Below are 21,263 nucleotides of genomic sequence, written 5' to 3'. Positions count from 1 at the left end.
AATAGTGGAAAGGCCTGCTTAATGCCCTATAATGAGCCTTCCGCGCCTCGAAATTCTTCTTCTGAGGACGTGAAGATCCCCGGTTCCGTGATCGTCGTCTTGGTGGTGCTTGTCTTTGCCGCCATGATGATGTTCCTCAATGAAACGATCCTCTCGGTGGCCCTCCCGGCCATCATGGCGGACTTTGGCATCGAAGCGGAGGAGGCCCAGTGGCTCACCACCGGCTTCATGCTCACGATGGCCATCGTGATCCCCACCACCGGCTACCTGTTGCAGCGATGGAGCACCCGCACCATCTTCCTGGCCGCTCTGGCCTCCTTCCTCACCGGTACGGTGGTGGCGGCCTCGGCCCCGGTCTTTGGCGTGCTGCTGGCCGGGCGCGTCTTGCAGGCGGTGGGCACGGCGCTCATCATGCCGCTGCTGATGACCGTGGCGATGACCGTGGTGCCCGCGCAGCGGCGCGGCACCGTGATGGGCACCATCTCCATCGTGATGGCCGTGGCCCCGGCGCTGGGCCCCACGGTTTCCGGCCTGATCCTGGAGTCCTATACCTGGCACTGGCTCTTCTGGGTGATGGTGCCGCTGGTGGCGGTGGTGCTGGTGTGCGGCCTGATCTTCCTGCGCAACATCGGAGAGACGGCCACCACGCCCCTGGACGTGTTTTCCGTGCTGCTCTCCGCCGTGGCCTTTGGTTCCCTGATCTACGCCCTGAGTTCCCTGGGCGAGCTTTTTGATCCGCAGAGCACCCTGCGCGGCCGGGTCATCACCCTGGCCGTGGTGGGTATCGCTGCGCTCGTGGCCTTCGTGCTGCGCCAGCGCGCTCTGATTCCCTCGGGGCGGGCGCTGCTGGACCTGCGCGTTTTCACCCTGCGTGACTTCACCATCCCGGTGTCCGTCCTGCTCATGGTCTTTGGCGCGCTGCTGGGCGCGGTGACCATCTTGCCTTTGTATCTCCAAACGTCTCTGGACTTCTCGGAGCGCACCACCGGGCTGATTTTGCTGCCCGGCGGCCTGCTCAACGGCCTGCTTTCCCCGTTTGTGGGTCGCATCTTTGACCGCGTGGGCCCGCGCCCGCTGCTCTTCCCCGGCCTGCTGCTGCTGGTGGGCTCCCTGGCGGCGATGTCCACCCTCGATGAGAGCAGCACCCTGCTCACCGTCATGATTATGCACATGTGCTTCTCCGTTTCCCTGGGCCTTTCCATCACGCCGTTGATGACCACCGCCCTGGGGTCCCTGCCCGCACACCTGTATGGCCACGGTTCCGCCTCGCTGAACACGGTGCAGCAGCTGGCCGGCGCGATGGGAACCGCGCTGCTGATTATGATGCTGGGCCGGGGTACCAAGACCGCGATGGCTAGCGGTGAGACCGTGGAGGTTGCCACCGCCCACGGCACCCACTGGGCGTTCCTGCTGGGCACGGGTTTTGCCGTGGTGGCCCTGGTGCTCTCCTTCTTTGTGCGGCGGGTACCCACTTCCGCGCAGGGGGCGTCCGCCCACTAGGCCAGCCGTAGGCTGGAGTGTCGGGAGGCCATGCGGGGCATGGCCTCCCTTTTTGCCGTTTTCCTTGTGGCCTAGTTTCCCTGTGGCCTAGCGCGGTGGTGCTGGGGGCGTCGATAGTGGTGGCGGGGCGGGCTGGAGGTGCTGTTCGCTACCGGCGTACAGCGCCGTGACCTGCGCGAAGGTCGATTTTGTGGGGGATTGGGCAGGGGTGGGGAGCGCGGGCGCATTTTTTCGTCCCACCCGGGCGTTAGAGTAGGTGAAACAATAACGAACGATGAAGTGAGGGATTACCACAATGTTCGAGAGGTTTACCGATCGCGCGCGCCGCGTCATCGTGCTGGCGCAGGAAGAAGCGCGCATGCTTAACCACAATTACATCGGTACCGAGCATATTTTGCTCGGCCTCATTCACGAGGGCGAGGGCGTGGCCGCCAAGGCCCTGGAATCCATGGGCATCTCCCTCGACGATGTTCGCCGAGAGGTCGAGGAGATTATCGGTCACGGCTCCCAGCCGCACACGGGCCACATTCCCTTTACCCCCCGCGCCAAGAAGGTGCTGGAGCTTTCCCTGCGCGAGGGCCTCCAGATGGGGCACAAGTACATCGGCACGGAGTTCCTGCTGCTGGGCCTGATCCGCGAGGGCGAGGGCGTGGCCGCCCAGGTGCTGGTGAAGCTCGGAGCGGATCTGCCGCGCGTGCGCCAACAGGTGATCCAGCTGCTCTCCGGGTACGAGGGCGGCCAGGGCACGAACCCGGAGAGCAACCAGCCTCCCCAGGGCGGCCCCGTGGGTGCGGGTGCCGCCGCCGGGCCCGGTGGCGGCGGACGCGGCGGCTCCTCCGGTGACCGCTCCAATTCCCTCGTCTTAGATCAGTTTGGCCGCAACCTCACCCAGGCCGCCAAGGACGGCAAGCTTGACCCGGTGGTGGGGCGCGAGAAGGAAATCGAGCGCGTGATGCAGGTGCTCAGCCGCCGCACCAAGAACAACCCGGTGCTCATTGGCGAGCCCGGCGTGGGCAAGACCGCCGTGGTGGAGGGCCTGGCCCTGGACATCGTCAACGGCAAGGTGCCGGAGACCCTCAAGGACAAGCAGCTCTACTCCCTGGATCTGGGTTCCCTGGTGGCCGGTTCCCGTTACCGCGGCGACTTCGAGGAGCGCCTGAAGAAGGTGCTCAAGGAGATCAACCAGCGCGGCGACATCATCTTGTTCATCGACGAGATTCACACCCTGGTGGGTGCCGGTGCCGCCGAGGGGGCTATCGACGCCGCCTCGCTGCTCAAGCCCAAGCTGGCGCGCGGCGAACTCCAGACCATCGGTGCCACCACCCTCGATGAGTACCGCAAGCACATCGAGAAGGACGCCGCCCTGGAGCGCCGCTTCCAGCCGGTGCAGGTTCCCGAGCCCTCCGTGGAACTCTCCGTGGAGATCCTCAAGGGCCTGCGGGATCGCTACGAGGCGCACCACCGCGTCTCCATCACCGACTCCGCCCTGGAGGCCGCCGTGCGGCTTTCCGATCGCTACATCAACGACCGCTACTTGCCCGATAAGGCCGTGGACCTCATCGACGAGGCCGGCGCCCGCATGCGCATCAAGCGCATGACCGCGCCGGAGGGCCTGCGCGAGGTGGACGAGCGGATCGCCGCCGTGCGCCGGGAAAAGGAAGCCGCGATCGATGCCCAGGACTTTGAAAAGGCCGCCGGCCTGCGCGATCAGGAGCGCAAGCTGGGCGAGGAGCGCGCGGAGAAGGAAAAGCAGTGGCGCGACGGCGACCTTGAGGACATCGCCGAGGTGGGCGAGGAGCAGATCGCTGAGGTGCTGGGCAACTGGACGGGCATCCCGGTGTTCAAGCTCACCGAGGAGGAGTCCACGCGCCTGCTGAACATGGAGGCGGAACTGCACAAGCGGATCATCGGCCAGGATGACGCCGTGAAGTCCGTGGCGCGCGCCATTCGCCGCACCCGCGCGGGCCTCAAGGACCCCAAGCGCCCCTCCGGTTCCTTCATCTTCGCCGGCCCCTCCGGCGTGGGCAAGACGGAACTTTCCAAGGCGCTCGCGGAATTCCTCTTTGGCGAGGAGGACGCCCTCATTCAGATCGACATGGGCGAGTTCCATGATCGTTTCACCGCCTCGCGCCTCTTCGGTGCTCCCCCCGGATACGTGGGCTACGAGGAGGGCGGCCAGCTCACCGAGAAGGTGCGCCGCAAGCCGTTCTCCGTGGTGCTCTTCGATGAGATCGAAAAGGCCCACAAGGAGATCTACAACACCCTGCTTCAGGTGCTGGAGGAGGGGCGGCTTACCGACGGCCAGGGCCGCGTGGTGGACTTCAAGAACACCGTGCTGATCTTCACCTCCAACCTGGGCACCCAGGACATCTCCAAGGCCGTGGGCATGGGCTTCACCGGCTCCTCGGAGAACGACGAGGCCGCCCAGTACCAACGCATGAAGAACAAGGTGCACGACGAGCTGAAGAAGCACTTCAAACCCGAGTTCCTCAACCGCATTGATGACACGGTGGTGTTCCACCAGCTCACCCAGGATCAGATCGTGCAGATGGTGGAACTGCTCATCGGCCGCGTGGAAAAGATGCTCCAGGCCAAGGACATGGGCATCGAACTCACGGAGAAGGCCAAGAGCCTGCTGGCCAAGCGCGGCTTCGATCCCGTGCTGGGAGCCCGCCCGCTGCGCCGCACCATTCAGCGCGAGATCGAGGACGCCATGAGCGAGAAGATCCTCTTTGGCGAGCTAGGCGCCGGGGAGATCGTCACCGTGGACGTGGAGGGCTGGGACGGCGATTCCAAGGAGACCCAGGACGCCAAGTTCACCTTCACCCCGCGCCCCAAGCCGCTGCCCGAGGACGCCTTTGAGGAACGGGAGGAGGAGGTGCGCGAGGTCACGCAGGACTCCGAGTAGCGTGGCGGCGCCTCCCTGGTAAACAGGGAGGCGATGAAAAACCGCAACGACCTACACCGTGATCTCACCCGCCTCGACGGCAAGCCCTACGGGGCTTATCGCGATCTGACGGGAACCACCTATGACCTGGGCCGGGGGATCGAGTTCACCCTCGATCGCGCCCAGGTCGATCCGTACGCGCCGCCCTCGCTGGCCCACCTGCGCCTACCGCTGAGCCTCGGGCAATACCGGGGGCGCGGCGAGCGGGTGGCCGCCGCCGATTACCTCACCCGCGTGTTTGACCGGGCCGCCCGGGGAAGCCGGGATATCCAGATTGGGCGCATCGGACAGCAAATCCTGGAGCGCACCACCGCCGAGGCGCACGAGGATCACGCCCTGGTGCGCTTCACCGTGGCGCTGCCCGCCGCAGGCCGGAGGATCAAGGGCCGCCTGGCCGCCACGATCCTCACCGAGGCCCTGCCCGGCGTGGCGGAGAAACTGCTGCGGGTGGACACCCAGGAGTTAGACCGCCACGTCAGCCTGCACCGGGATCAGGAGTGGCTGCGCGCCCAACTCCCGGAGATGGGCCTGGTGGCCTTCGTGGGGGAGGGAGCCGTGCTGCCGCGCCGCTCCGGGGACAGCGATGAGCCACTGGACGGCGCGGTGCCCTTTGCCTCCCCGCCCACCCTGCGCCGCGAGGTCACCCTGCCCAGCGGGCGCACGCTCACCGGCATGGGAATCCCCGAGGGCGTGACTGTGATCGTGGGCGGCGGCTACCACGGAAAGTCCACCCTGCTGCGCGCCGTCGAGCGCGGCGTGTACCCCCACATCGAGGGCGACGGCCGGGAATGGGTGATTACCCGCCCGGCGGCGGTCTCCGTGCGCGCCGAGGACGGCCGTGCGGTCAGCGGCGCGGATATCTCCGCCTTCATCAACAACCTTCCCTCCGGGGAGGACACCACCGCCTTTTCCACCACCAACGCCTCCGGCTCCACCTCCCAAGCCGCCAACCTGGTGGAGGCCATCGAGGCGGGGGCGGACGCGCTCTTCATCGACGAGGACACCTCCGCCACCAACTTCATGATCCGCGACGAACGCATGCGCGCCCTCATCAGCGCCGACCGCGAGCCGATCACCCCCTTCGTGGATACCGTGCGCGCCCTCTACCGCGACGCCGGGGTCTCCACCGTGCTGGTGGCCGGGGGCTCCGGGGCGTTCTTCCCCGTGGCCGATCACGTGATCGGCCTCGACGCCTACCGGGTCTCCGACGTCACCGAGCGGGCGCACGACCTCGGCGGCGAGGCACCATCGACGTCGATAAGGTTCCGCCCCGGTGCCCCGCGCGTGCCCGTGGAGTTGAGCGCCCCCGGCAAGCGCAAACCCGCCGCCGCCAAGGGCCGTGCCCTCATCAGATACGGCAAGGCCACCATCGACCTCGGCCCCGCCGAACAACTAGTGGATCAAGCCCAGACCACCGGCATCGCCCACGCGATTGACCTGCTGGAGCGTCGCCTGGGCTCGGGGGAATCGCTGCGGGAGGCCGTAGAGCAGATCGCGGCGCTTATCGACGCCCAGGGCCTCGACGCCCTCTCCCCGCACCGGGGTCACCCGGGGTTATATGCCCGGCCCCGGGTTCACGAGATCATGGCGGCGGTGAATAGGTATAGGGAGTTGGAGGTGGAGTGATTTTTCCTCGTCGCTGTGTGACTGGTGTGAATCCCACGGGTCACCAAGCGAAATGCAAGTATCTTTTGCTGCCGCTGTGTGACTGATGAGGTTCACAACCGTCACACAGCGCATTGCGGTCACCTTTCTCTGCCACTGTGTGACTCCTGAGCATCACTGTGTTCCCACACCCGGTGGGGTGTGTACCAGACCTCGGTAGGATTGCCCGCAGTACTTAGTTAAGAGGAGAGGAACCAACAGCGATGGGTCTGCAGTACCGCAAGAGGAAAAAGACGGGCAAGAACAGTTGGATCAACGTCTCCGGCTCGGGGGCCTCGGCCTCCACCAAGATCGGGCCGATCACGGTGAATAGCCGTGGTGGCTTTTGGGTGAACCTGCCCGGTGGCCTGAACTTCCGGGGCCGGTGGAAGAAGTAGAAGAGCTACTTGAAAATTTTTCCAGTAGTTTCAAGTAGCTGGAAAACCCACAGGTGAACCACCATTTCTACTGGAAAGCCAGCTTTCCAGTAGCTTTCTAGTAACCCTAGAGGGCGTCCTTGATGGCCCACGTGGCGCGAGGATCGCGGGGTGATTGCCCCTGCCACGTAATGTATCCGGCGTTTCGCAAGGCGGTGAGGGCATTGCGGGTGGAGGGCCTGCTCATATTAACCATTGTGGCGATGTCGCCCGTGCCGAGTGGCGTGTCTGCTCGTTGTAAAGCGGTCAGCACGGCTGCTGCTCCGGTGGGAAGGGTTGCGAGGTGCTGTTCGCTTACCCTTCGGGTAGTGCCTAGCCGGAGGGTGACCGTGCCGTTGGTCTGGCTGTAAGCGGGATCGGTGAAGCCTACGGCGCGCATTTCTGAGAAAATGCGGCGAATCCCCTCGCCGAGTTCCTGTCCGATGCGAAGTTCGGAGGCCATGCGCGCGATGGTGGGGTTGCGGGCAAAGCGGCTAATGCTTTCCGGGTGGCGTGGGTCTGCAAGGCCGGGAAAGCGTCCGGGATTGGTGATCTCTATGCGGTCGGGGTAGATCTCAAAGCGGATATGGTTTCCGATGAGGCTGTACGAGCGGTGGATTACGGCGTTGACCAGCCCTTCTAGCCATGCGTCGGTGGGGACTACGGGTTCTTTGATGAATTTCCCCTCGTGTCCTAGCCGGGAGGTGTGGGGGAGTAGAGAGAGGATGTACTTCCTCGCCTCCTCGATCTGGGAGGGGATGGTGCCGGTGAAATGACGATCCGCCTCAAGCAGTTGATTGCGCCCGTAGTGGCGATCCTTTTCCGCCCACTTCAGCACCCGTATCGTGGCGTGCGGGAAGAACTCTTGGGGGTCCTTGCCGAGCATGAGGATGGCTCCGACGGTTGCGTTGTCTGCTCGGGTGAGCAGATGGCGTGCTCGCAGTGCATTGTCGGGGCTGCTTGATCCAATGGTGCTGGCGTATTTCTGCAAGAGGGTAGGGTCAATGTCATTTACGCTTGTATCTGCTACCGGGGTGGAGTCGTGGGTGCGCTCGCCCTTGGAGTAGGCCAGTTCTTGGATTTCCTCAATCTTCTTGAGTTGCTTGGTCTCATCGCCCACGCGCAGCCAACATTCGCCGTTGGTGAGGTAATGCACCCGGGGGCTGGGTGACACCTTGAGCAGAATCACTTGTGCAGGCTTACCGTCTGGGGTGGTTCCGCTGAGGCGGGTGGAACGCACTTCCACTGTGGGATCGGTGAAATCCAGGGTGGCTTGGCGCATGGCGTTGTCTTGATCTGGGGTGGGAGTTCCTTGGAGTTTGCGGTCGCGGATTCCCCAGGCGATGATCCCTCCCTCGGCGTTGGCAAGGCCGACGAGCGCTTTTGCGAGGTCCTTTGGCTTGATCTCGAAAGACTTTCGATCAAACCACTGGTCCTCCGCGCGGGTCGTGACCTGGTCAAGAGACATGTCTTTCATGCCCTCAAATCCTACTTGAAAATTTTTCAAGTAGTTTCAAGTAGCTGGAAAACCCGCAGGTGAACCACCATTTCTACTGGAAAGCTTGCTTTCCAGTAGCTTTCTAGTACCCCTCAGCGCGGCAACCGGAACGTGCCGTCGTCAAGCTGCTCCGCGAGGCCGTCGTCAAGCAAGCCGAATAGCGCGCGGGAGCGTTGGGCGGCGTCGGGCCAGGCGACGTCGATCTGCGCCTGGGTGACGGATTCCGAGCCGCGCAGCAGGGCCATGATGGTGCCCCGGGCGTGGCGGTCGGTGCCGGTGTACTTTTGCACGCGGCGGCGTTTCTTTTCTTCCGCGCTGGGTTGCGGGCTGCCTGCCGCCACCCAGGCGCAGCGCGCTTGTAGTGGGCAGATCGTGCAGGAGGGGGAGGAGGCGGTGCACACGAGCGCGCCTAATTCCATGAGTCCCACGGAGAAGGTGGGGCCGTCTTGTTCGGGCAGGAGCGCGCCTACCTGGGCGAGTTCCTTTTTGGAGGCGGTGCCGGCGAGGTAGCGCCCTTCGATGGCGCGGCGGTACACCCGGCGCACGTTGGTGTCCACCACCGGCACGTTGCGCCCGTAGTGGAAGCAGGCCACGGCGCGGGCGGTGTATTCCCCGATGCCGGGCAGGCTCAGTAGGTCCTCGACCTCGTCGGGAACCTGCCCGTGGAAGCGGCGGGTGATTTCCGCGGCGCATTCGTGGAGCCGTAGCGCGCGGCGGGGGTAGCCCAGGCGGCCCCAGGCGCGCAGTACCTCGTCGCGGCCTGCTCGGGCGAAGTCGGCTGGGGTGGGCCAGCGCTCCCGCCATTGCTCCCAGATGGGCTCCACGCGCGCCACCGGGGTTTGTTGGCTCATCACCTCGGAGAGCAGCACCTCCCAGGCCGTGGTGCCGGGAGCCCGCCAGGGGAGATCGCGGGCGTGGGTGCGGTACCAGGCGATGACGTCGTGTTGGAGGGTGGTCACCACCGCAGTATAAGGGGGCGGTATGAGGGGCGAAGTTATGTAAGATTATTCACATTATGACTTTGTATCCTCACGCCTCCCCGCAGTCCGTGTGGGAGGCCCTTCAGGCAGGCAACAAGCGCTTTTGTGCGGCGCAGGAAAAGAACCCCCACCGTGACGATCACCGCCGCGAGACGCTGCGCACGGGGCAGAACCCGGCAGCTGTGGTGTTGGCGTGTTCCGATTCTCGCGTGCCCGTGGAGCTGATCTTTGACGTGGGGTTTGGTGATCTCTTTGTGATCCGCACGGCGGGCGAGATCACCGACCCCGCCGTGCTGGCCTCCTTGGAATACGCCGTGGACGGGTTGGGCGTGCCGCTGATCGTGGTGATGGGGCACGAGAGCTGCGGCGCGGTGGCGGCGGCCACCGACGCCCTGGATAACGGCGAGATTCCCGATGGCTGGCAGCGCATCCTGGTGGAGCGCGTGACGCCCTCGATCCTGGCGGCGCGCCGGGAGGATCGCCACAGCAAGAGCGATTACGAGCGGATTCATGTCACGGAGACCATCGGACAGCTCATGCACCGCCTCCCGCACCTGCCGGAGCACATCGAGCGCGGGGAGATTGGCGTGGTGGGCCTGCGCTATATGCTTGCCGACGGCCACGTGGAAACCGTGGCCACGCATGGGGTGAGTTGATGCCATGAAGCGGAGAGAAGTGTGGCGAGAGATCCTCGACGGCACCTATGACTACATGGCCCCGTATTACAACCTTCGGGAGTTTTTCTTAGGGGTCATGCTCGCCAGCCTGGCGGGAGCAACGGGGGCGGCGGCCTGGCTGTATTCCTCCGGGTGGTATGTCACCTTCATGACCGGCAATACCGAGCGCATGGTGCTGGAACCCATCCACGGCAGCACGGGAGCGGGCCTGGCCGCGCTGAGCGCCGTGGTGGTCTTTGTCATCGGCGCCTTGACCGCCACCCTGGCGCGCATTTACCTGTGGTCGCACGCCCGCCACGGCGCGATGGTGGTCACCACCATCGCCATCATCCTGGCCTTTCTCTCCGACCTCTGGGCGGGCAACCATGAAAGCGGGTTGACCCCCACCCCCATCTTGTTCCTGGCCTTTGGCCTCGGCGCGCTCAACACCTCGATCAGCAGGCGCGGCCAAGTGGTCATGCCGCTGTCCTATGTCACGGGCACGCTGGTCAAGATCGGCCAGGGCATCGCCCTGCACATCGCGGGCAAACAAAAGTGGATGTGGTTCCCGCAACTGGCTACGTACCTGGGTTTTGTGTTCGGCGCTGCGGTGGGCGGGGCCACCTTTTACCATCAGGGGGTGGAAAACGCGCTCTTCCTGCTTTGCCTGGGGGCGATGGCCATGACGGCGGTGACGTGGCGGATGGATCATTCCTCCCTCATGCGCAAGGACGGGCATTAAAACGGCGTGGTTTTCCCTCGGCTCGGGGCTCAACCGCATAGAGTGGGAAGGCGTGAGCACGCAACAACCAGGTCGCCTTCCCCAAGAGATCTACGTGCGACGCCGCGTGGCCGCCGCCGTGATCGTCCTCGTGGTAGCCATCGCCCTGATCTGGGCCGCCGTGGCCCTGGGCGGCGGTGGCGAGGAAGAACAACAACCCGCGCCCACCAGCGCCGCCCCGGCGGCCGCTTCGAGCGAGAAGCCGAGCGACGCGGCCGAGACCTCCGGGCAGGAAGAATCCTCGGCGGAGAAAACGGGGGAGACCACCGAGCAGGAGCGTGAGAGCGAGGAACCCAGCGCGGCCCCCAGCACCGTGGCGGCGGCGGAGAAGCGCACCTGTGAACTCAATGATCTCCAGATCACGGCCGCCACCTCGCAGTCCACCTACCGCCAGGGGGAGAAGCCCACCTTCTATATGACGGTCAAGAACCCCACCGGGGCGGATTGCGAGGTTGACCTGGATAGGGAAACCCTGCGCTTTGAGGTGTACTCCATGGCGGATAACTCCCGAGTATGGGCAGACGTGGACTGCAATCCCTCGGAGGGCTCCGGCCAGCGTTCCTTCCCCAAGGGGGAGGAACGGCACTTTGAGTCGGTGTGGTCGCGCACCACGTCCGCGCCCAAGCAGTGCGAGGCCCGCACCCCCGTGGAACCGGGTTCCTATTACCTGCACGCGGTGATCGGCAAACACGCCTCCCCGGCGCAGCCGTTTAACCTCGCCTGAGCTTTATTTCCCCTCTTTCTGTTTCAGCCCCGCCGCCGCGATGGCCTCCGCCACCGTGGAAGCGGGGCTCACCTTTATCCCCGGTACCGCGATCTTCTCTCCGGCGGGTACCACCGCCCGGGCATAACCCAACCGGGCGGCCTCCTGAAGGCGACGCTCCAGGGAAAGGACGCGGCGCAGTTCCCCGGCCAGGCCCACCTCACCGATGAACACGGTGCGGGCGGGCAGCGGTTTTTCCGCGATGGTGGACACGGTGGCCATCGCCACGGCGAGGTCCGTGGCGGGTTCCCCGATCCTCATGCCGCCCACGGTGGCCACGTACACGTCCTTGGTGTGGGTGTTGATCTGGGCGCGGGCGGTGAGCACCGCCAGCACCATGGGCACGCGGGTGGAGTCCAGGCCGGTGACCACCCGGCGGGGGTTCTTGGCCGGGGAGTCCACCGCCAGGGATTGAACCTCCGCCAGGATGGGGCGCACGCCGTCCATCGCTACGGTCACGGCGGAGCCGTCCGGGGTGTGATCCCGGTGGGAGAGAAATAGGCCAGAAGGGTCGGGTACCTCGCGGATTCCCCCGGCGGTCTGTTCAAAGCAGCCCACCTCGTCCGTGGCCCCAAAGCGGTTCTTGATGCCGCGCAGCATGCGCAGGCTGGAATGGCGATCCCCCTCGAAGTTCAGCACCACGTCCACCAGGTGTTCCAGCACGCGCGGCCCGGCCACGTTGCCGTCCTTGGTCACGTGCCCCACCAGCAGGATGGGAATCCCGGTGGTCTTGGCCAGGGTGGTCAGCGCGGCGGTCACCGCGCGGGATTGCGCCACGCCCCCGGCCACGCCCTCCACGCCGTCGGCCTGCATGGTTTGCACGGAGTCCACGATGAGCAGGGAGGGCTTGACCTGGTGAACGTGCCCGAACACCACGTCCAGGTTGGGTTCTGCCGCCAGGTAGAGGGTATCGCGCACCGCCCCGGTGCGCTCGGCGCGCAGCCGCACCTGCCCCACGGACTCCTCGGCGGTGACGTAGAGGGCGGTGCGGGTTTTCTGCTCGGCCCCGGCTTCCGTGGGTTGTGCGGCCCAGCGGGCGGCCACCTCTAACAGCAGGGTGGATTTTCCCACGCCGGGTTCCCCGGCCATGAGCACCACGGAGCCGGGCACGATCCCGCTGCCCAGCACGCGATCTAGCTCCCCGATCCCGGTGGGAATGGTGCGCGTGGTATTTGCGCTGATGGTGGTCATGGGGGCGGCGGGGGAGGTGGGCGTGAGGCCGGTAGCAGCGCCGTGCTTGCCGGAGCCCCCGCCGAGCGAGCCCCCACGCCCCCTCGCTGCCCCGGCCGCGCTGAGCGGCGGGGCGGATTCTTGCATGGAGCCCCAAGCCCCGCATTCTGGGCAGCGGCCCAGCCACTTGGGGGAGGAATATCCGCACTCGGTGCAGGTGTGGATGCTGCGCGGTTTTTTCGCCATGCCCTAGAACCATAGAGGATGGCCGGGACACCGCCCCCTCGGTGCCGTTTTCCTGTTCGAACGAGCGGGGGTGCGTCGATAAGCCCCCGCTTCAGCCCTAGTGTTCCTCGTGTGCCTTGCCGTTTTCGCCGTAGCGGTCGAAGTCGCGGGTCACGGTGCCGGAGTCCAGGTTCGGGGCGGAGATGGTGGCGGTGACGGGGATCGTGCCGTTATCGAAGGTGAACTGCACCTCGGCGTTGCCTCCGGGAGCGAAGTTATCGTTCTCCAGGGAGGTGGCGGTGTAGTCGATGCAGCCGGCGTCCACGTCCTTGTTGAGATCCGCGATTCCCGCTGCGGAGTCCGCCACTAGGCTGCACCCGGGGTTGATGTCCGGGGTCTGATCCACGCGCACCGGCTTGCCGTTGACGCTCACGGATTGCAGGCGATGCGCGGTGGTTCCTGTGTCCTGGTTGATGGCGGTGAACTTGAGGGCGGCCTCGCCGGAATCGGCCACGATCACGGTGACATCGCGCAGGGCCACGGCCTCGTCCTCGCTGTGGGCGGTGGCGCCATCGACGGCGGCAACCTGATCCGAGGTCTGCGTCACCTGGCCTGCGGAGCAGGAAGCCAGCAGGAGCGCGGAAAGTGCGGCTGCGGAGATGACACCGCCGCGCCGGGCGGCGGACTTCAGGGGCTTCACGGGATTGTCCTCCATGCGATCTTGCGGAAAAACACAGTTAATACACTCCACCCTAGCCGTTCTCACAGGCCTGTCCTAGTTGAGTGAGGTAGGCAGGGGGTATCCATTGGGCGGAGGAATGGGCCGGTATCCGCGAGGCGGGCGTGGTAGGATGATGAATCTGTTATGCCCTCGCCAGGGAGCCCGTCCAACCTCGGGGATCGCTCGGCGCTGGGGCCGCAACTGTGCTCGCGTTTTACCTCAGTGGATCTCAAGGAGTGGGGAATGGATTTCAAGGTCGGGGACGTCGTTGTTTACCCGCACCACGGTGCCGCCGTCATCGAGAACATCGAGCAGCGCGAGATCGGCGGAGAAACGCTAGAGTACCTCGTTTTGAAGATCAATCAATCCGACCTGGTGGTGCGCGTGCCCATCAAGAACGCCGAGCTGGTGGGCGTGCGCGACGTGGTGGGCGATGAGGGCCTGCGCATGGTCTTTGGCATGTTGCGCGAGACGGACGTGGAAGAGGCCGGTAACTGGTCTCGCCGCTACAAGGCCAATCAGGAGCGCCTGGCCTCGGGCGACGTGAACAAGGTGGCCGAGGTGGTGCGCGATCTGTGGCGGCGCGATCAGGATCGCGGCCTCTCGGCGGGTGAGAAGCGCATGCTGGCCAAGGCTCGGCAGATCCTGGTGGGGGAGATCGCCCTGGCCGATACCGAGGATAAGGATAAGGCCGATGCCTTCCTGAACGAGGTGGACGAGGCAATCAAGCGCCACAAGGAGGCCGCCGGCATCTCCACCACGGACGCCGAGGTCAAGGCCGATGACCTTGACGTGAACCTGGATGACCTCAACTTTGACGATGAGGACGAGGACTAACACCGGCCGCGGCCGCCGGGTCACCGCCCTGATCGCGGCCGCAGGCAAGGGAACGCGCTTGGGGGCCGCTATACCCAAGGCCTTTGTCACCCTGCGCCGCCGCTCCCTGGTGGAGCGTTCCACCACGGCGATGATTACCTCCGGCGTGGTGGATGAGATCATCGTGCTCATTAGCCCGGACATGGAAGCCTATGCGGCCGATCTGCTGGATCGCCGGGGCCTGCTGCGCAACGGCGAGGTGCCCGTGCGGCTGGTGCACGGGGGTGGTGAGCGGGCGGATTCCGTATGGCAGGGCCTCCAGGCCATTGATGACTCCGAGGGCGTGGTGCTCATTCATGATTCCGCCCGCGCGCTCACCCCGCCGGGCCTGGTGGCCAGGGTTACCCGCTCCGTGCTGGCCGGAAACGTGGGCGTGATCCCCGTGTTGCCGGTGGCCGATACCATCAAGCGGATCGATGCCCCGGAGGGCTCGACGGTGGCGGAAACCCCCTCGCGGGCGCTGCTGCGCGCCGTGCAGACCCCCCAGGGTTTTGATCTGGCCACGCTGCGGGAGGCTAATCGCGCGTACTTTGCGGAGGATGATCCCGGCTTCGTGGCCACCGACGATGCCTCGTTGCTGGAATGGCGGGGGCACCCGGTGACCTGCGTTCCCGGCGACCCGATGGCGTTCAAGGTGACCACGCCGCTGGACATGATGCTGGCCCGCACCATCGTGGACGAGGCGGAGCCCACGGTCTTTGACGTCCCGGGCTGCGGTGCTTCTGAGGAAGCGCCTGAAGAAACTAGGACAGGAGACGGATCGTGATTCTTCCCCGCGTGGGTATTGGAACGGACGCGCACCGGATCGAGCCGGGCAAGCCGTGTTATATCGCGGGGTTGTTCTTCCCGGAGGCGGAGGGCTGCGAGGGCCATTCCGATGGGGACGTGGTGAGCCACGCTCTCGTGGACGCCCTGCTTTCGGCCGCCGGTCTGGGGGACATCGGTATCCTCGTGGGGGTGGGGCGGCCGGAGTATGCGGGAGCCTCGGGGGTGCGGATCCTGAGCGAGGCCGTGGCGGAGATAGGGCGCGCCGGGTACGTGGTGGGCAACGCCGCGGTGCAGATGGTGGGGCAGACGCCGAAGATGGGGCCGCGCCGGGAGGAGGCGCAGCGGGTACTCTCCGAGGCGGTGGGTGCCCCGGTATCCGTGTCCGCTACCACCACCGATCACCTGGGTTTTACCGGGCGCGGGGAGGGTCGCGCCGCCGTGGCTACGGCGGTGGTATGGGAAAAACCTTAAGATGCTACGGTGATTCTCTGTGTGCTTAGGCGCGGGAAGTGAAAATAAATTGTTGCACAATCTTGCAAAGAGGGGTTTATCGGTGCGCTTAGGGCTCGGAGGCGGGGCGGCAATATAACCACGTTCTGGCTGTCGGACGCGGCGAAGCCGCAGTGACCACATCTTTATTATTCATCCCGCCCGGGTGTGCTTTGTGTTGGTTGGCGCGAGGCGGAGTCGGCTTCCAGCGCTGTGACCTGCGGTTATCCCGGTGGCTGGGGCGTTTTATTGCGGGCCCTTTCTCCTGGTATCCGTGGCGTCTCTTCCGTGGGTGGCCTCGGATTCAGGGGGGGGGGCATTTCCTAGCAAAGGTGGTGCTTATTTACTTCTTCCGTTATGCTTAACGTATAGCGTCAGACATCTGATTAGGCGGCCCCTGCGGCTCACCACCCATGAGCCCGGTGCCGCGCGTAAGCGAAAGAGTGTTGAGCATATGCCCCTGACCCTGCATGCCAGGACTCCTTCCGCCGCCTTGACGGCGATGGAAGGTATTAAGGAATATATCCGTTCCAATCAGCTCGCCCCGGGCGACGTGTTGCCCTCCGAGGCGACGCTGTGCGAACAGCTCGGTTATTCCCGCTCTTCCATCCGCGAGGCCATGCGCATCCTGTCCACCCTGGACATCGTGGAGGTGCGCCACGGCTACGGCACCTACGTCTCCCAGATTTCTTTGGAGCCGCTGGTCAATGGGCTGATCTTCCGCACGGTGTTGGAGGCGGAGCGAAGCTTTGATGGCCTGCTCTCCCTCGTGGACGCCCGCGAGGCGCTGGACATCTCCCTGGGGCGTCAGCTCATTGACGCCCTGGACGAGGAGACGGAGGCCAAGCTGCGCGACCTGGCGGAGACGATGAGCCAGGAACGCGAGGGGGACGAGCCCTTCACCGCGCGCGACCAGGAGTTCCATAATCAGCTCATGGCCAAGGTATCCAACCCCTTGATCCAGGAGCTCACCGAGGTGTTCAGCCGCGTGCACGCGGCGGTGGCACCCGCCCTGGGGCTCGATGGCAGCGAGAACACGCAGCGCACCGTGGAGGCGCACCTGCGCATCCTCGACGCCCTGCACGAGGGCGACGTACTGGCCTATGAGGAGGCCGTGCGCCAGCACTACGCCCCGCTGCGCGTGATGATTCAGAAGCAGGCCAAGGAACGGGGCTTTACCGACGCCGCCGAAGGCACCGAAGGCTCGGGAGAGGGCGCCGAGAAGGCAGAAAATTAGGGGTGGGGCTAGAGTGCGATCATGGCTGAGATCAGCGGTCGCATTATTACCGCCCAGAGGGAATACCCGCACGCGCGCCTGACCTGGGAGCGCGGGATCATCACGGGCATCACGGAACTCCCCGGCCCCGCCCCCCGGGAGGCGGCGATGGTGATCCCCGGCCTGGTGGATCTGCATAATCACGGGGGCTTTCGGGGGGCCTTTCCCACCGGCAGCGCGGAGGAGTGCCTGCGCGCGGTGCGTTTTCACCGCGCCCACGGCACCACCACCATGCTGGCCAGCTTGGTTTCCGGCACCGAGCAAGAACTGAGCCGCCAGGTGGGCGTGCTGCGGGAACTGGTGGAGCAGGGGGAAATACACGGCCTCCATCTGGAGGGGCCGTTTCTTAACACCGCGCGCTGCGGGGCGCAGGCCCCCAGCCGTATCCAACCGGGGAACCCGGACATGCTGCGGCGATGGATCGCGGCGTCGAAAAGCACGATCCGGCAGGTGACCTTCGCCCCGGAGACCGCGCGGGCGCGGGAGCTGATAGACGTGTGCGCGGAGCACGGGATCGTCGCCTCGCTGGGGCACACGGACGCGAGTGCGGCGCAGGTGAGGGCAATCCTGGGCTATGCCCGGGAGCGAGGCGTGACCGTCACGGCCACGCACCTGTTCAACGGTATGCCGCCGCTGCATCATCGGGCGCCGGGCCCCGCGGCGGCACTGATCGAGGCCGCCGCGCGGGAGGAGGCCTGGGTGGAACTGATCGCGGACGGGGTGCACCTGCACGACGCCACCGTGAATATGGTGACGGCCGCCGCCCCCGCCCGCGCCCTGGCGGTGACGGATGCGATGGAGGCGGCCGGAATGCCGGACGGCGATTACCAGCTGGGGCCGCTGCGGGTGAGCGTGCGCGAGGCGGTGGCGCGCCTGCGCACCGAGGGCGGCGAGCCGGGCGCGATCGCGGGGGGAACGAGCACCCTGGCCCAGCAATTTTGGAACTATCACCGCCGCCACGGCGCGGTGGCGGCGGTGCGCCTGACTTCCACCCACGCGGCACGGGTGTTGGGGTTGGAGGGGAGCGCCGGGGATTTGCGTCCGGGTATGCCCGCGACGTTTGTGTCCTTGGGCGCGCAGGGGAAGGTGACGGGGGTGTGGCTCGCGGGCGAGCGCAGCGGCGGCGCGAACTAGCGCGGGAGGAAGCCGGAGAAGCGGGAAAAGCGGCCCGGGGCAAATAGCGGTAAGAATGATGGGCAGGAAGAGGAACCGAGGATAAGGAGCGGGATCATGGAAATCCTCATCAGGGACACCCCGCAGGAGGTGGCCGCGCAGGCCGCCACGATCATCGCCGGATACGTGCGCGAGGGCTCCACCCTGGGGCTTTCCACCGGCTCGACGCCGCTGGCCACCTACCGCGAGCTGATCCGCCGCCACCGGGAGGAGGGCTTAAGCTTTGCCCAGGCGCAGATGTTCCTGCTCGACGAATACATTGGCCTGCCCTATGACCACCCGCAGAGCTATCACGCCACGATCCGCCGCGAGTTCACCGCGCACATTGACGTACACGATGAGCACGTGCATTCCCCCGCGGGCATGGCGGAGGATCTGATCCGCGCCACCGCGGATTACGAGCGCGATATTGAGGCCGCGGGCGGAGTGGATCTGCAACTGCTGGGGGTGGGCACCAACGGGCACATCGGCTTCAACGAGCCGGGAAGTTCCCTCAACTCGCTCACCCGAATCAAGACCCTGCACCCGCAGACGGTGGCGGATAACTCCCGCTTCTTCGACTCCCCGGAGCAGGTGCCGCACCAGGTGATTACCCAGGGTTTGGGCACCATTCAGCGCGCCCGCCACCTCCTTCTGCTGGCCACCGGGCAGCGCAAGGCCGAGGCCGTGCAACGCCTGGTGGAGGGGCCGCTTGCGGCGGCCTGCCCGGCGTCGATACTGCAATGGCACCGCCACGCCACGGTGCTGGTGGACGCGGAGGCGGCCTCGCTGCTTCACGACGCCCCCTACTACCGCTACGTGGAGGAGCACAAGCCCTCCTGGCAACGCTATTAACCTGCGGGGAGTTACACTAAGAGGCGTGACTTTCAGCCTCTATGACACCGGTACCCGCAGCCTGCGGGAGTTCACCCCCCTGCGCGAAGGCAAGGCCAGCGTGTACCTGTGTGGGGCCACCCCCCAGTCTCAGCCGCACATCGGGCACGTGCGCTCCGGCGTGGCCTTTGACATCCTGCGCCGCTGGCTGAGCGCCCAGGGATACGATGTTGCCTTTGTCCGCAACGTCACCGACATTGATGACAAGATCCTCACCAAGGCCGCCGAGAACGGCCGCCCCTGGTGGGAATGGGTGAGCACCCACGAACGCGAGTTCACCTGGGCCTATAACACCCTGGGCGTGTTGCCGCCCTCCGTGGAGCCGCGCGCCACCGGGCACGTCACCCAGATGGTGGAGTACATGCGGCGGCTTATCGACGCCGGCTATGCCTACCCCGCCGAGGGCTCCGTGTACTTCGACGTGGCGGCCTGGGTGGCCGCCGAGGGATCGGATTATGGTGCGCTCTCCGGCAACCGCGTGGAGGACATGGAACAGGGCGAAACGGACTGCCGAGGCAAGCGCGGTGCCCGCGACTTCGCCCTGTGGAAGGCCGCCAAACCCGGCGAACCCGCCTGGCCTACCCCCTGGGGGGCGGGCCGCCCCGGCTGGCACCTGGAATGCTCCGCGATGGCCACCTACTACCTGGGCGGGGAGTTTGATATTCACTGCGGCGGGCTGGACCTCCAATTCCCCCATCACGAAAACGAGGCCGCGCAGTCCCATGCCGCAGGCGACGGCTTCGCCCAGTACTGGCTGCACAACCACTGGGTGACCATGGCGGGGGAGAAGATGTCCAAGTCCCTGGGCAACGTGCTCTCCGTGCCGCACATCCTCACCCTGGTGCGCCCCGTGGAACTGCGCTACTACCTGGGCAGCGCCCATTACCGCAGCGTGCTGGAGTACTCCGAGGCCGCCCTGCACGAGGCCGCCGCCGGATACCGCCGCATAGAGGATTTCCTGCGCCGCCTGGGCGAGGTACCCCTGGGCACCCGGCCGGAGGCCTTCGACGCCGCCATGAACGAGGACCTCGCCGTGCCCCGCGCCCTCGCGGAGATTCACACCGCCGTGCGCGCCGGGAACTCCGCCCTGGCGGCAGGAGAGGAGGAACGCGCCCGCGAGATCGGCTCCCAGGTGCGCGCCATGACGAGCGTTTTGGGCGTGGACCCTTATGACTGGGCCGAGGACACCGGCACCGGCGAGGCCGCGCACGGGGCATTGGATATTCTGGTGCGAGCAGAACTAGAGAGGCGAGCCCAGGCCCGCGCGGAAAAGAACTGGGCCGTGGCCGACGAGGTGCGTGATCGCCTCGCCGCCGCAGGCATCGAGGTCACCGACACCCCCGAGGGCGCGCAGTGGGCGCTCAAGGAACGCTGAGACCGGAAACACCGGAAACAAGGAAAGCACACGGAGGAATACATGCCCGGAAACGATAAGCGGCGCGGTGCCCTGCGCAAGACCAACAAAAAGGGAGCCACCAAGGGCTCCGGCGGGCAGCGCCGCCGGGGCCTGCGCGGCAAGGGCCCCACGCCCAAGGCCGAGGACCGCGTGTACCACGCCGCTCATCAGCGGAAACTAGAGCGCGAGCGCCGCAACTCCGGGCGGCACACCAAGAATAAGGACACCGTGGAACTGGTGGTGGGGCGCAACCCCGTGGTGGAATGCCTGCGCGCCAAGGTTCCCGCCACCGGGCTGCTGGTGGCCATAGGCACCGGGCACGATGATCGCCTCTCCGAGGCCGTGGCCATCGCCAACGCCCGGGGCATCTCCGTGGTGGAGGTGCAGCGCCAGGAACTAGACAACCTCACCGGCAACACCCTCCACCAGGGCATCGGGCTGCAAATCCCGCCCTACGAATACACCACCGTCCATGACCTCATCGGCGGCATCGCGGAAACCGGCAAGCCCGGCATGGTGGTGATCCTGGATAACATCACCGACCCCCGCAACCTGGGCGCGGTGATCCGCTCCACGGCGGCCTTTGGCGGGCACGGCGTGATTATCCCCGAGCGGCGCTCGGCCTCCGTCACGGCGGTCACCTGGCGCACCTCGGCCGGAACCGCCGCGCGCCTGCCGGTGGCGCGCGCCACCAACCTCAACCGCACCATCGAGGAGTTCAAGCGCTCCGGGTATCAGATCGTGGGCCTGGAGGCGGGTGGGCAGCACACCCTGGATACCTACGACGGCGGCACGGACCCCGTGGTGATCGTGATCGGCTCCGAGGGCAAGGGGCTCTCCCGCCTGGTGCGGGAGAACTGCGACGTGCTGATGTCCATTCCGATGGAACCCTGGGTGGAATCCCTCAACGCCTCCGTGGCGGCGGGGGCGGTGCTCTCCGAGTTTGCGCGGCAGCGGCGGGTGGCGGGGTAAAGTTTTAAATTGAGCGTTCGTGTAGGCGGGCGCACCATCCCCCACAGCCCCGGGCCGAGCGCTCGGGGCTGTTGTTATGCGCGATGGGTGAGAACGCGGCGCACCCCAGGCATCGGCATCCGGCGAGTAATCCTGGGGG

General features: G+C 66.0%; 19 protein-coding genes. 15 read left to right on the top strand and 4 right to left on the bottom strand.

Features of this window, described 5'->3' with window-relative positions; all coding sequences use genetic code 11:
* The first annotated feature begins 21 nt into the window (after positions 1-21).
* The 4 genes from Cocul_RS10335 to Cocul_RS12020 all read left to right on the top strand — a co-directional run bounded on the left by Cocul_RS10335 (position 22) and on the right by Cocul_RS12020 (position 6,489).
* On the top strand, positions 22-1,500 hold the full coding sequence (locus Cocul_RS10335; protein WP_055123209.1) for an MDR family MFS transporter: 1,479 nt from the start codon (positions 22-24) through the stop codon (positions 1,498-1,500).
* A gap of 295 nt (positions 1,501-1,795) precedes the next feature.
* Positions 1,796-4,408: an ATP-dependent Clp protease ATP-binding subunit gene (locus tag Cocul_RS10330; RefSeq protein WP_055123208.1), complete on the top strand. Its 2,613-nt coding sequence runs from the start codon at positions 1,796-1,798 to the stop codon at positions 4,406-4,408.
* A gap of 33 nt (positions 4,409-4,441) precedes the next feature.
* Positions 4,442-6,073, top strand: a complete 1,632-nt coding sequence (locus Cocul_RS10325; RefSeq protein ID WP_055123207.1) for an ABC-ATPase domain-containing protein — start codon at positions 4,442-4,444, stop codon at positions 6,071-6,073.
* 242 nt (positions 6,074-6,315) lie between these two features.
* A complete protein-coding gene (locus tag Cocul_RS12020; protein WP_082422292.1) occupies positions 6,316-6,489 on the top strand; it encodes a DUF4236 domain-containing protein in 174 nt (57 codons plus the stop codon).
* A gap of 106 nt (positions 6,490-6,595) precedes the next feature.
* Here the strand turns inward: Cocul_RS12020 and Cocul_RS10320 are convergent, their stop codons facing one another.
* Positions 6,596-7,984 (bottom strand): ATP-binding protein, encoded by a 1,389-nt coding sequence (locus Cocul_RS10320; protein ID WP_055123206.1) that lies wholly within the window; start codon positions 7,982-7,984, stop codon positions 6,596-6,598.
* Positions 7,985-8,097: 113 nt separating this feature from the next.
* Positions 8,098-8,964, bottom strand: a complete 867-nt coding sequence (locus tag Cocul_RS10315; RefSeq protein ID WP_211257126.1) for an HhH-GPD family protein — start codon at positions 8,962-8,964, stop codon at positions 8,098-8,100.
* A 56-nt stretch (positions 8,965-9,020) separates the two neighbouring features.
* Here Cocul_RS10315 and Cocul_RS10310 point away from each other — a divergent pair, with 56 nt between their 5' ends.
* From Cocul_RS10310 to Cocul_RS10300, 3 genes are read left to right on the top strand one after another with little or no spacing between them, the layout of a single operon-like run.
* The gene (locus tag Cocul_RS10310; RefSeq protein ID WP_055123204.1) at positions 9,021-9,641 is read left to right on the top strand and encodes a carbonic anhydrase; all 621 of its coding nucleotides are present in this window, start codon (positions 9,021-9,023) and stop codon (positions 9,639-9,641) included.
* A 4-nt stretch (positions 9,642-9,645) separates the two neighbouring features.
* Entirely contained in the window at positions 9,646-10,383 is a 738-nt protein-coding gene (locus Cocul_RS10305) for a YoaK family protein (protein ID WP_055123203.1), read from the top strand.
* Between the two features lie 52 nt (positions 10,384-10,435).
* Complete coding sequence (locus tag Cocul_RS10300; RefSeq protein WP_069723625.1) at positions 10,436-11,146, top strand: DUF7974 family protein; 711 nt, start codon at positions 10,436-10,438, stop codon at positions 11,144-11,146.
* 3 nt (positions 11,147-11,149) lie between these two features.
* Here Cocul_RS10300 and radA read toward each other — a convergent pair whose 3' ends face one another.
* Entirely contained in the window at positions 11,150-12,601 is a 1,452-nt protein-coding gene (gene radA / locus Cocul_RS10295) for a DNA repair protein RadA (protein ID WP_055123202.1), read from the bottom strand.
* A gap of 97 nt (positions 12,602-12,698) precedes the next feature.
* Positions 12,699-13,295: a hypothetical protein gene (locus Cocul_RS10290; protein ID WP_055123201.1), complete on the bottom strand. Its 597-nt coding sequence runs from the start codon at positions 13,293-13,295 to the stop codon at positions 12,699-12,701.
* Positions 13,296-13,544: 249 nt separating this feature from the next.
* Between Cocul_RS10290 and Cocul_RS10285 the strand changes: the two genes are divergently transcribed.
* The 8 genes from Cocul_RS10285 to rlmB all read left to right on the top strand — a co-directional run bounded on the left by Cocul_RS10285 (position 13,545) and on the right by rlmB (position 21,124).
* Complete coding sequence (locus tag Cocul_RS10285) at positions 13,545-14,138, top strand: CarD family transcriptional regulator (protein ID WP_055123200.1); 594 nt, start codon at positions 13,545-13,547, stop codon at positions 14,136-14,138.
* The gene (gene ispD / locus Cocul_RS10280) at positions 14,122-14,943 is read left to right on the top strand and encodes a 2-C-methyl-D-erythritol 4-phosphate cytidylyltransferase (protein WP_055123199.1); all 822 of its coding nucleotides are present in this window, start codon (positions 14,122-14,124) and stop codon (positions 14,941-14,943) included. The genes Cocul_RS10285 and ispD overlap by 17 nt, the downstream gene beginning before the upstream one ends.
* On the top strand, positions 14,943-15,416 hold the full coding sequence (gene ispF / locus Cocul_RS10275; protein WP_082422318.1) for a 2-C-methyl-D-erythritol 2,4-cyclodiphosphate synthase: 474 nt from the start codon (positions 14,943-14,945) through the stop codon (positions 15,414-15,416). Before ispD ends, ispF begins: the two co-directional genes overlap by 1 nt.
* A 472-nt stretch (positions 15,417-15,888) precedes the next feature.
* Positions 15,889-16,671, top strand: coding sequence for a FadR/GntR family transcriptional regulator (locus Cocul_RS10270; protein WP_245622221.1), 783 nt, complete (start codon positions 15,889-15,891; stop codon positions 16,669-16,671).
* Positions 16,672-16,692: 21 nt separating this feature from the next.
* Positions 16,693-17,844: an N-acetylglucosamine-6-phosphate deacetylase gene (locus Cocul_RS10265; RefSeq protein WP_055123197.1), complete on the top strand. Its 1,152-nt coding sequence runs from the start codon at positions 16,693-16,695 to the stop codon at positions 17,842-17,844.
* A 96-nt stretch (positions 17,845-17,940) separates the two neighbouring features.
* Positions 17,941-18,717, top strand: a complete 777-nt coding sequence (nagB, locus tag Cocul_RS10260; protein WP_055123196.1) for a glucosamine-6-phosphate deaminase — start codon at positions 17,941-17,943, stop codon at positions 18,715-18,717.
* A 25-nt stretch (positions 18,718-18,742) separates the two neighbouring features.
* Positions 18,743-20,131, top strand: a complete 1,389-nt coding sequence (gene cysS, locus Cocul_RS10255; RefSeq protein ID WP_055123195.1) for a cysteine--tRNA ligase — start codon at positions 18,743-18,745, stop codon at positions 20,129-20,131.
* Positions 20,132-20,173: 42 nt separating this feature from the next.
* Entirely contained in the window at positions 20,174-21,124 is a 951-nt protein-coding gene (gene rlmB, locus Cocul_RS10250) for a 23S rRNA (guanosine(2251)-2'-O)-methyltransferase RlmB (RefSeq protein ID WP_055123194.1), read from the top strand.
* Positions 21,125-21,263 lie beyond the last annotated feature (139 nt).

The sequence above is a fragment of the Corynebacterium oculi genome (genome assembly GCF_001412105.1).
GTDB lineage: Bacteria > Actinomycetota > Actinomycetes > Mycobacteriales > Mycobacteriaceae > Corynebacterium > Corynebacterium oculi.
The sequence above is the reverse complement of the archived record's forward strand: the minus strand, read 5'-3'. Positions and strand labels throughout refer to the sequence as shown.

What these genes read in the sequence shown, in the direction of transcription:
- Cocul_RS10265 (WP_055123197.1), top strand. Translation starts at nt 16,693, where the DNA reads ATGGCTGAGATCAGCGGTCGCATTATTACCGCCCAGAGGGAATACCCG.
- Cocul_RS10335 (WP_055123209.1), top strand. Translation starts at nt 22, where the DNA reads ATGCCCTATAATGAGCCTTCCGCGCCTCGAAATTCTTCTTCTGAGGAC.
- Cocul_RS10285 (WP_055123200.1), top strand. Translation starts at nt 13,545, where the DNA reads ATGGATTTCAAGGTCGGGGACGTCGTTGTTTACCCGCACCACGGTGCC.
- Cocul_RS10305 (WP_055123203.1), top strand. Translation starts at nt 9,646, where the DNA reads ATGAAGCGGAGAGAAGTGTGGCGAGAGATCCTCGACGGCACCTATGAC.
- Cocul_RS10320 (WP_055123206.1), bottom strand. Translation starts at nt 7,984, where the DNA reads ATGAAAGACATGTCTCTTGACCAGGTCACGACCCGCGCGGAGGACCAG.
- rlmB (WP_055123194.1), top strand. Translation starts at nt 20,174, where the DNA reads ATGCCCGGAAACGATAAGCGGCGCGGTGCCCTGCGCAAGACCAACAAA.
- nagB (WP_055123196.1), top strand. Translation starts at nt 17,941, where the DNA reads ATGGAAATCCTCATCAGGGACACCCCGCAGGAGGTGGCCGCGCAGGCC.
- Cocul_RS10310 (WP_055123204.1), top strand. Translation starts at nt 9,021, where the DNA reads ATGACTTTGTATCCTCACGCCTCCCCGCAGTCCGTGTGGGAGGCCCTT.
- Cocul_RS10325 (WP_055123207.1), top strand. Translation starts at nt 4,442, where the DNA reads ATGAAAAACCGCAACGACCTACACCGTGATCTCACCCGCCTCGACGGC.
- Cocul_RS10290 (WP_055123201.1), bottom strand. Translation starts at nt 13,295, where the DNA reads ATGGAGGACAATCCCGTGAAGCCCCTGAAGTCCGCCGCCCGGCGCGGC.
- Cocul_RS10330 (WP_055123208.1), top strand. Translation starts at nt 1,796, where the DNA reads ATGTTCGAGAGGTTTACCGATCGCGCGCGCCGCGTCATCGTGCTGGCG.
- Cocul_RS10270 (WP_245622221.1), top strand. Translation starts at nt 15,889, where the DNA reads ATGCCCCTGACCCTGCATGCCAGGACTCCTTCCGCCGCCTTGACGGCG.
- Cocul_RS12020 (WP_082422292.1), top strand. Translation starts at nt 6,316, where the DNA reads ATGGGTCTGCAGTACCGCAAGAGGAAAAAGACGGGCAAGAACAGTTGG.
- radA (WP_055123202.1), bottom strand. Translation starts at nt 12,601, where the DNA reads ATGGCGAAAAAACCGCGCAGCATCCACACCTGCACCGAGTGCGGATAT.
- ispD (WP_055123199.1), top strand. Translation starts at nt 14,122, where the DNA reads ATGAGGACGAGGACTAACACCGGCCGCGGCCGCCGGGTCACCGCCCTG.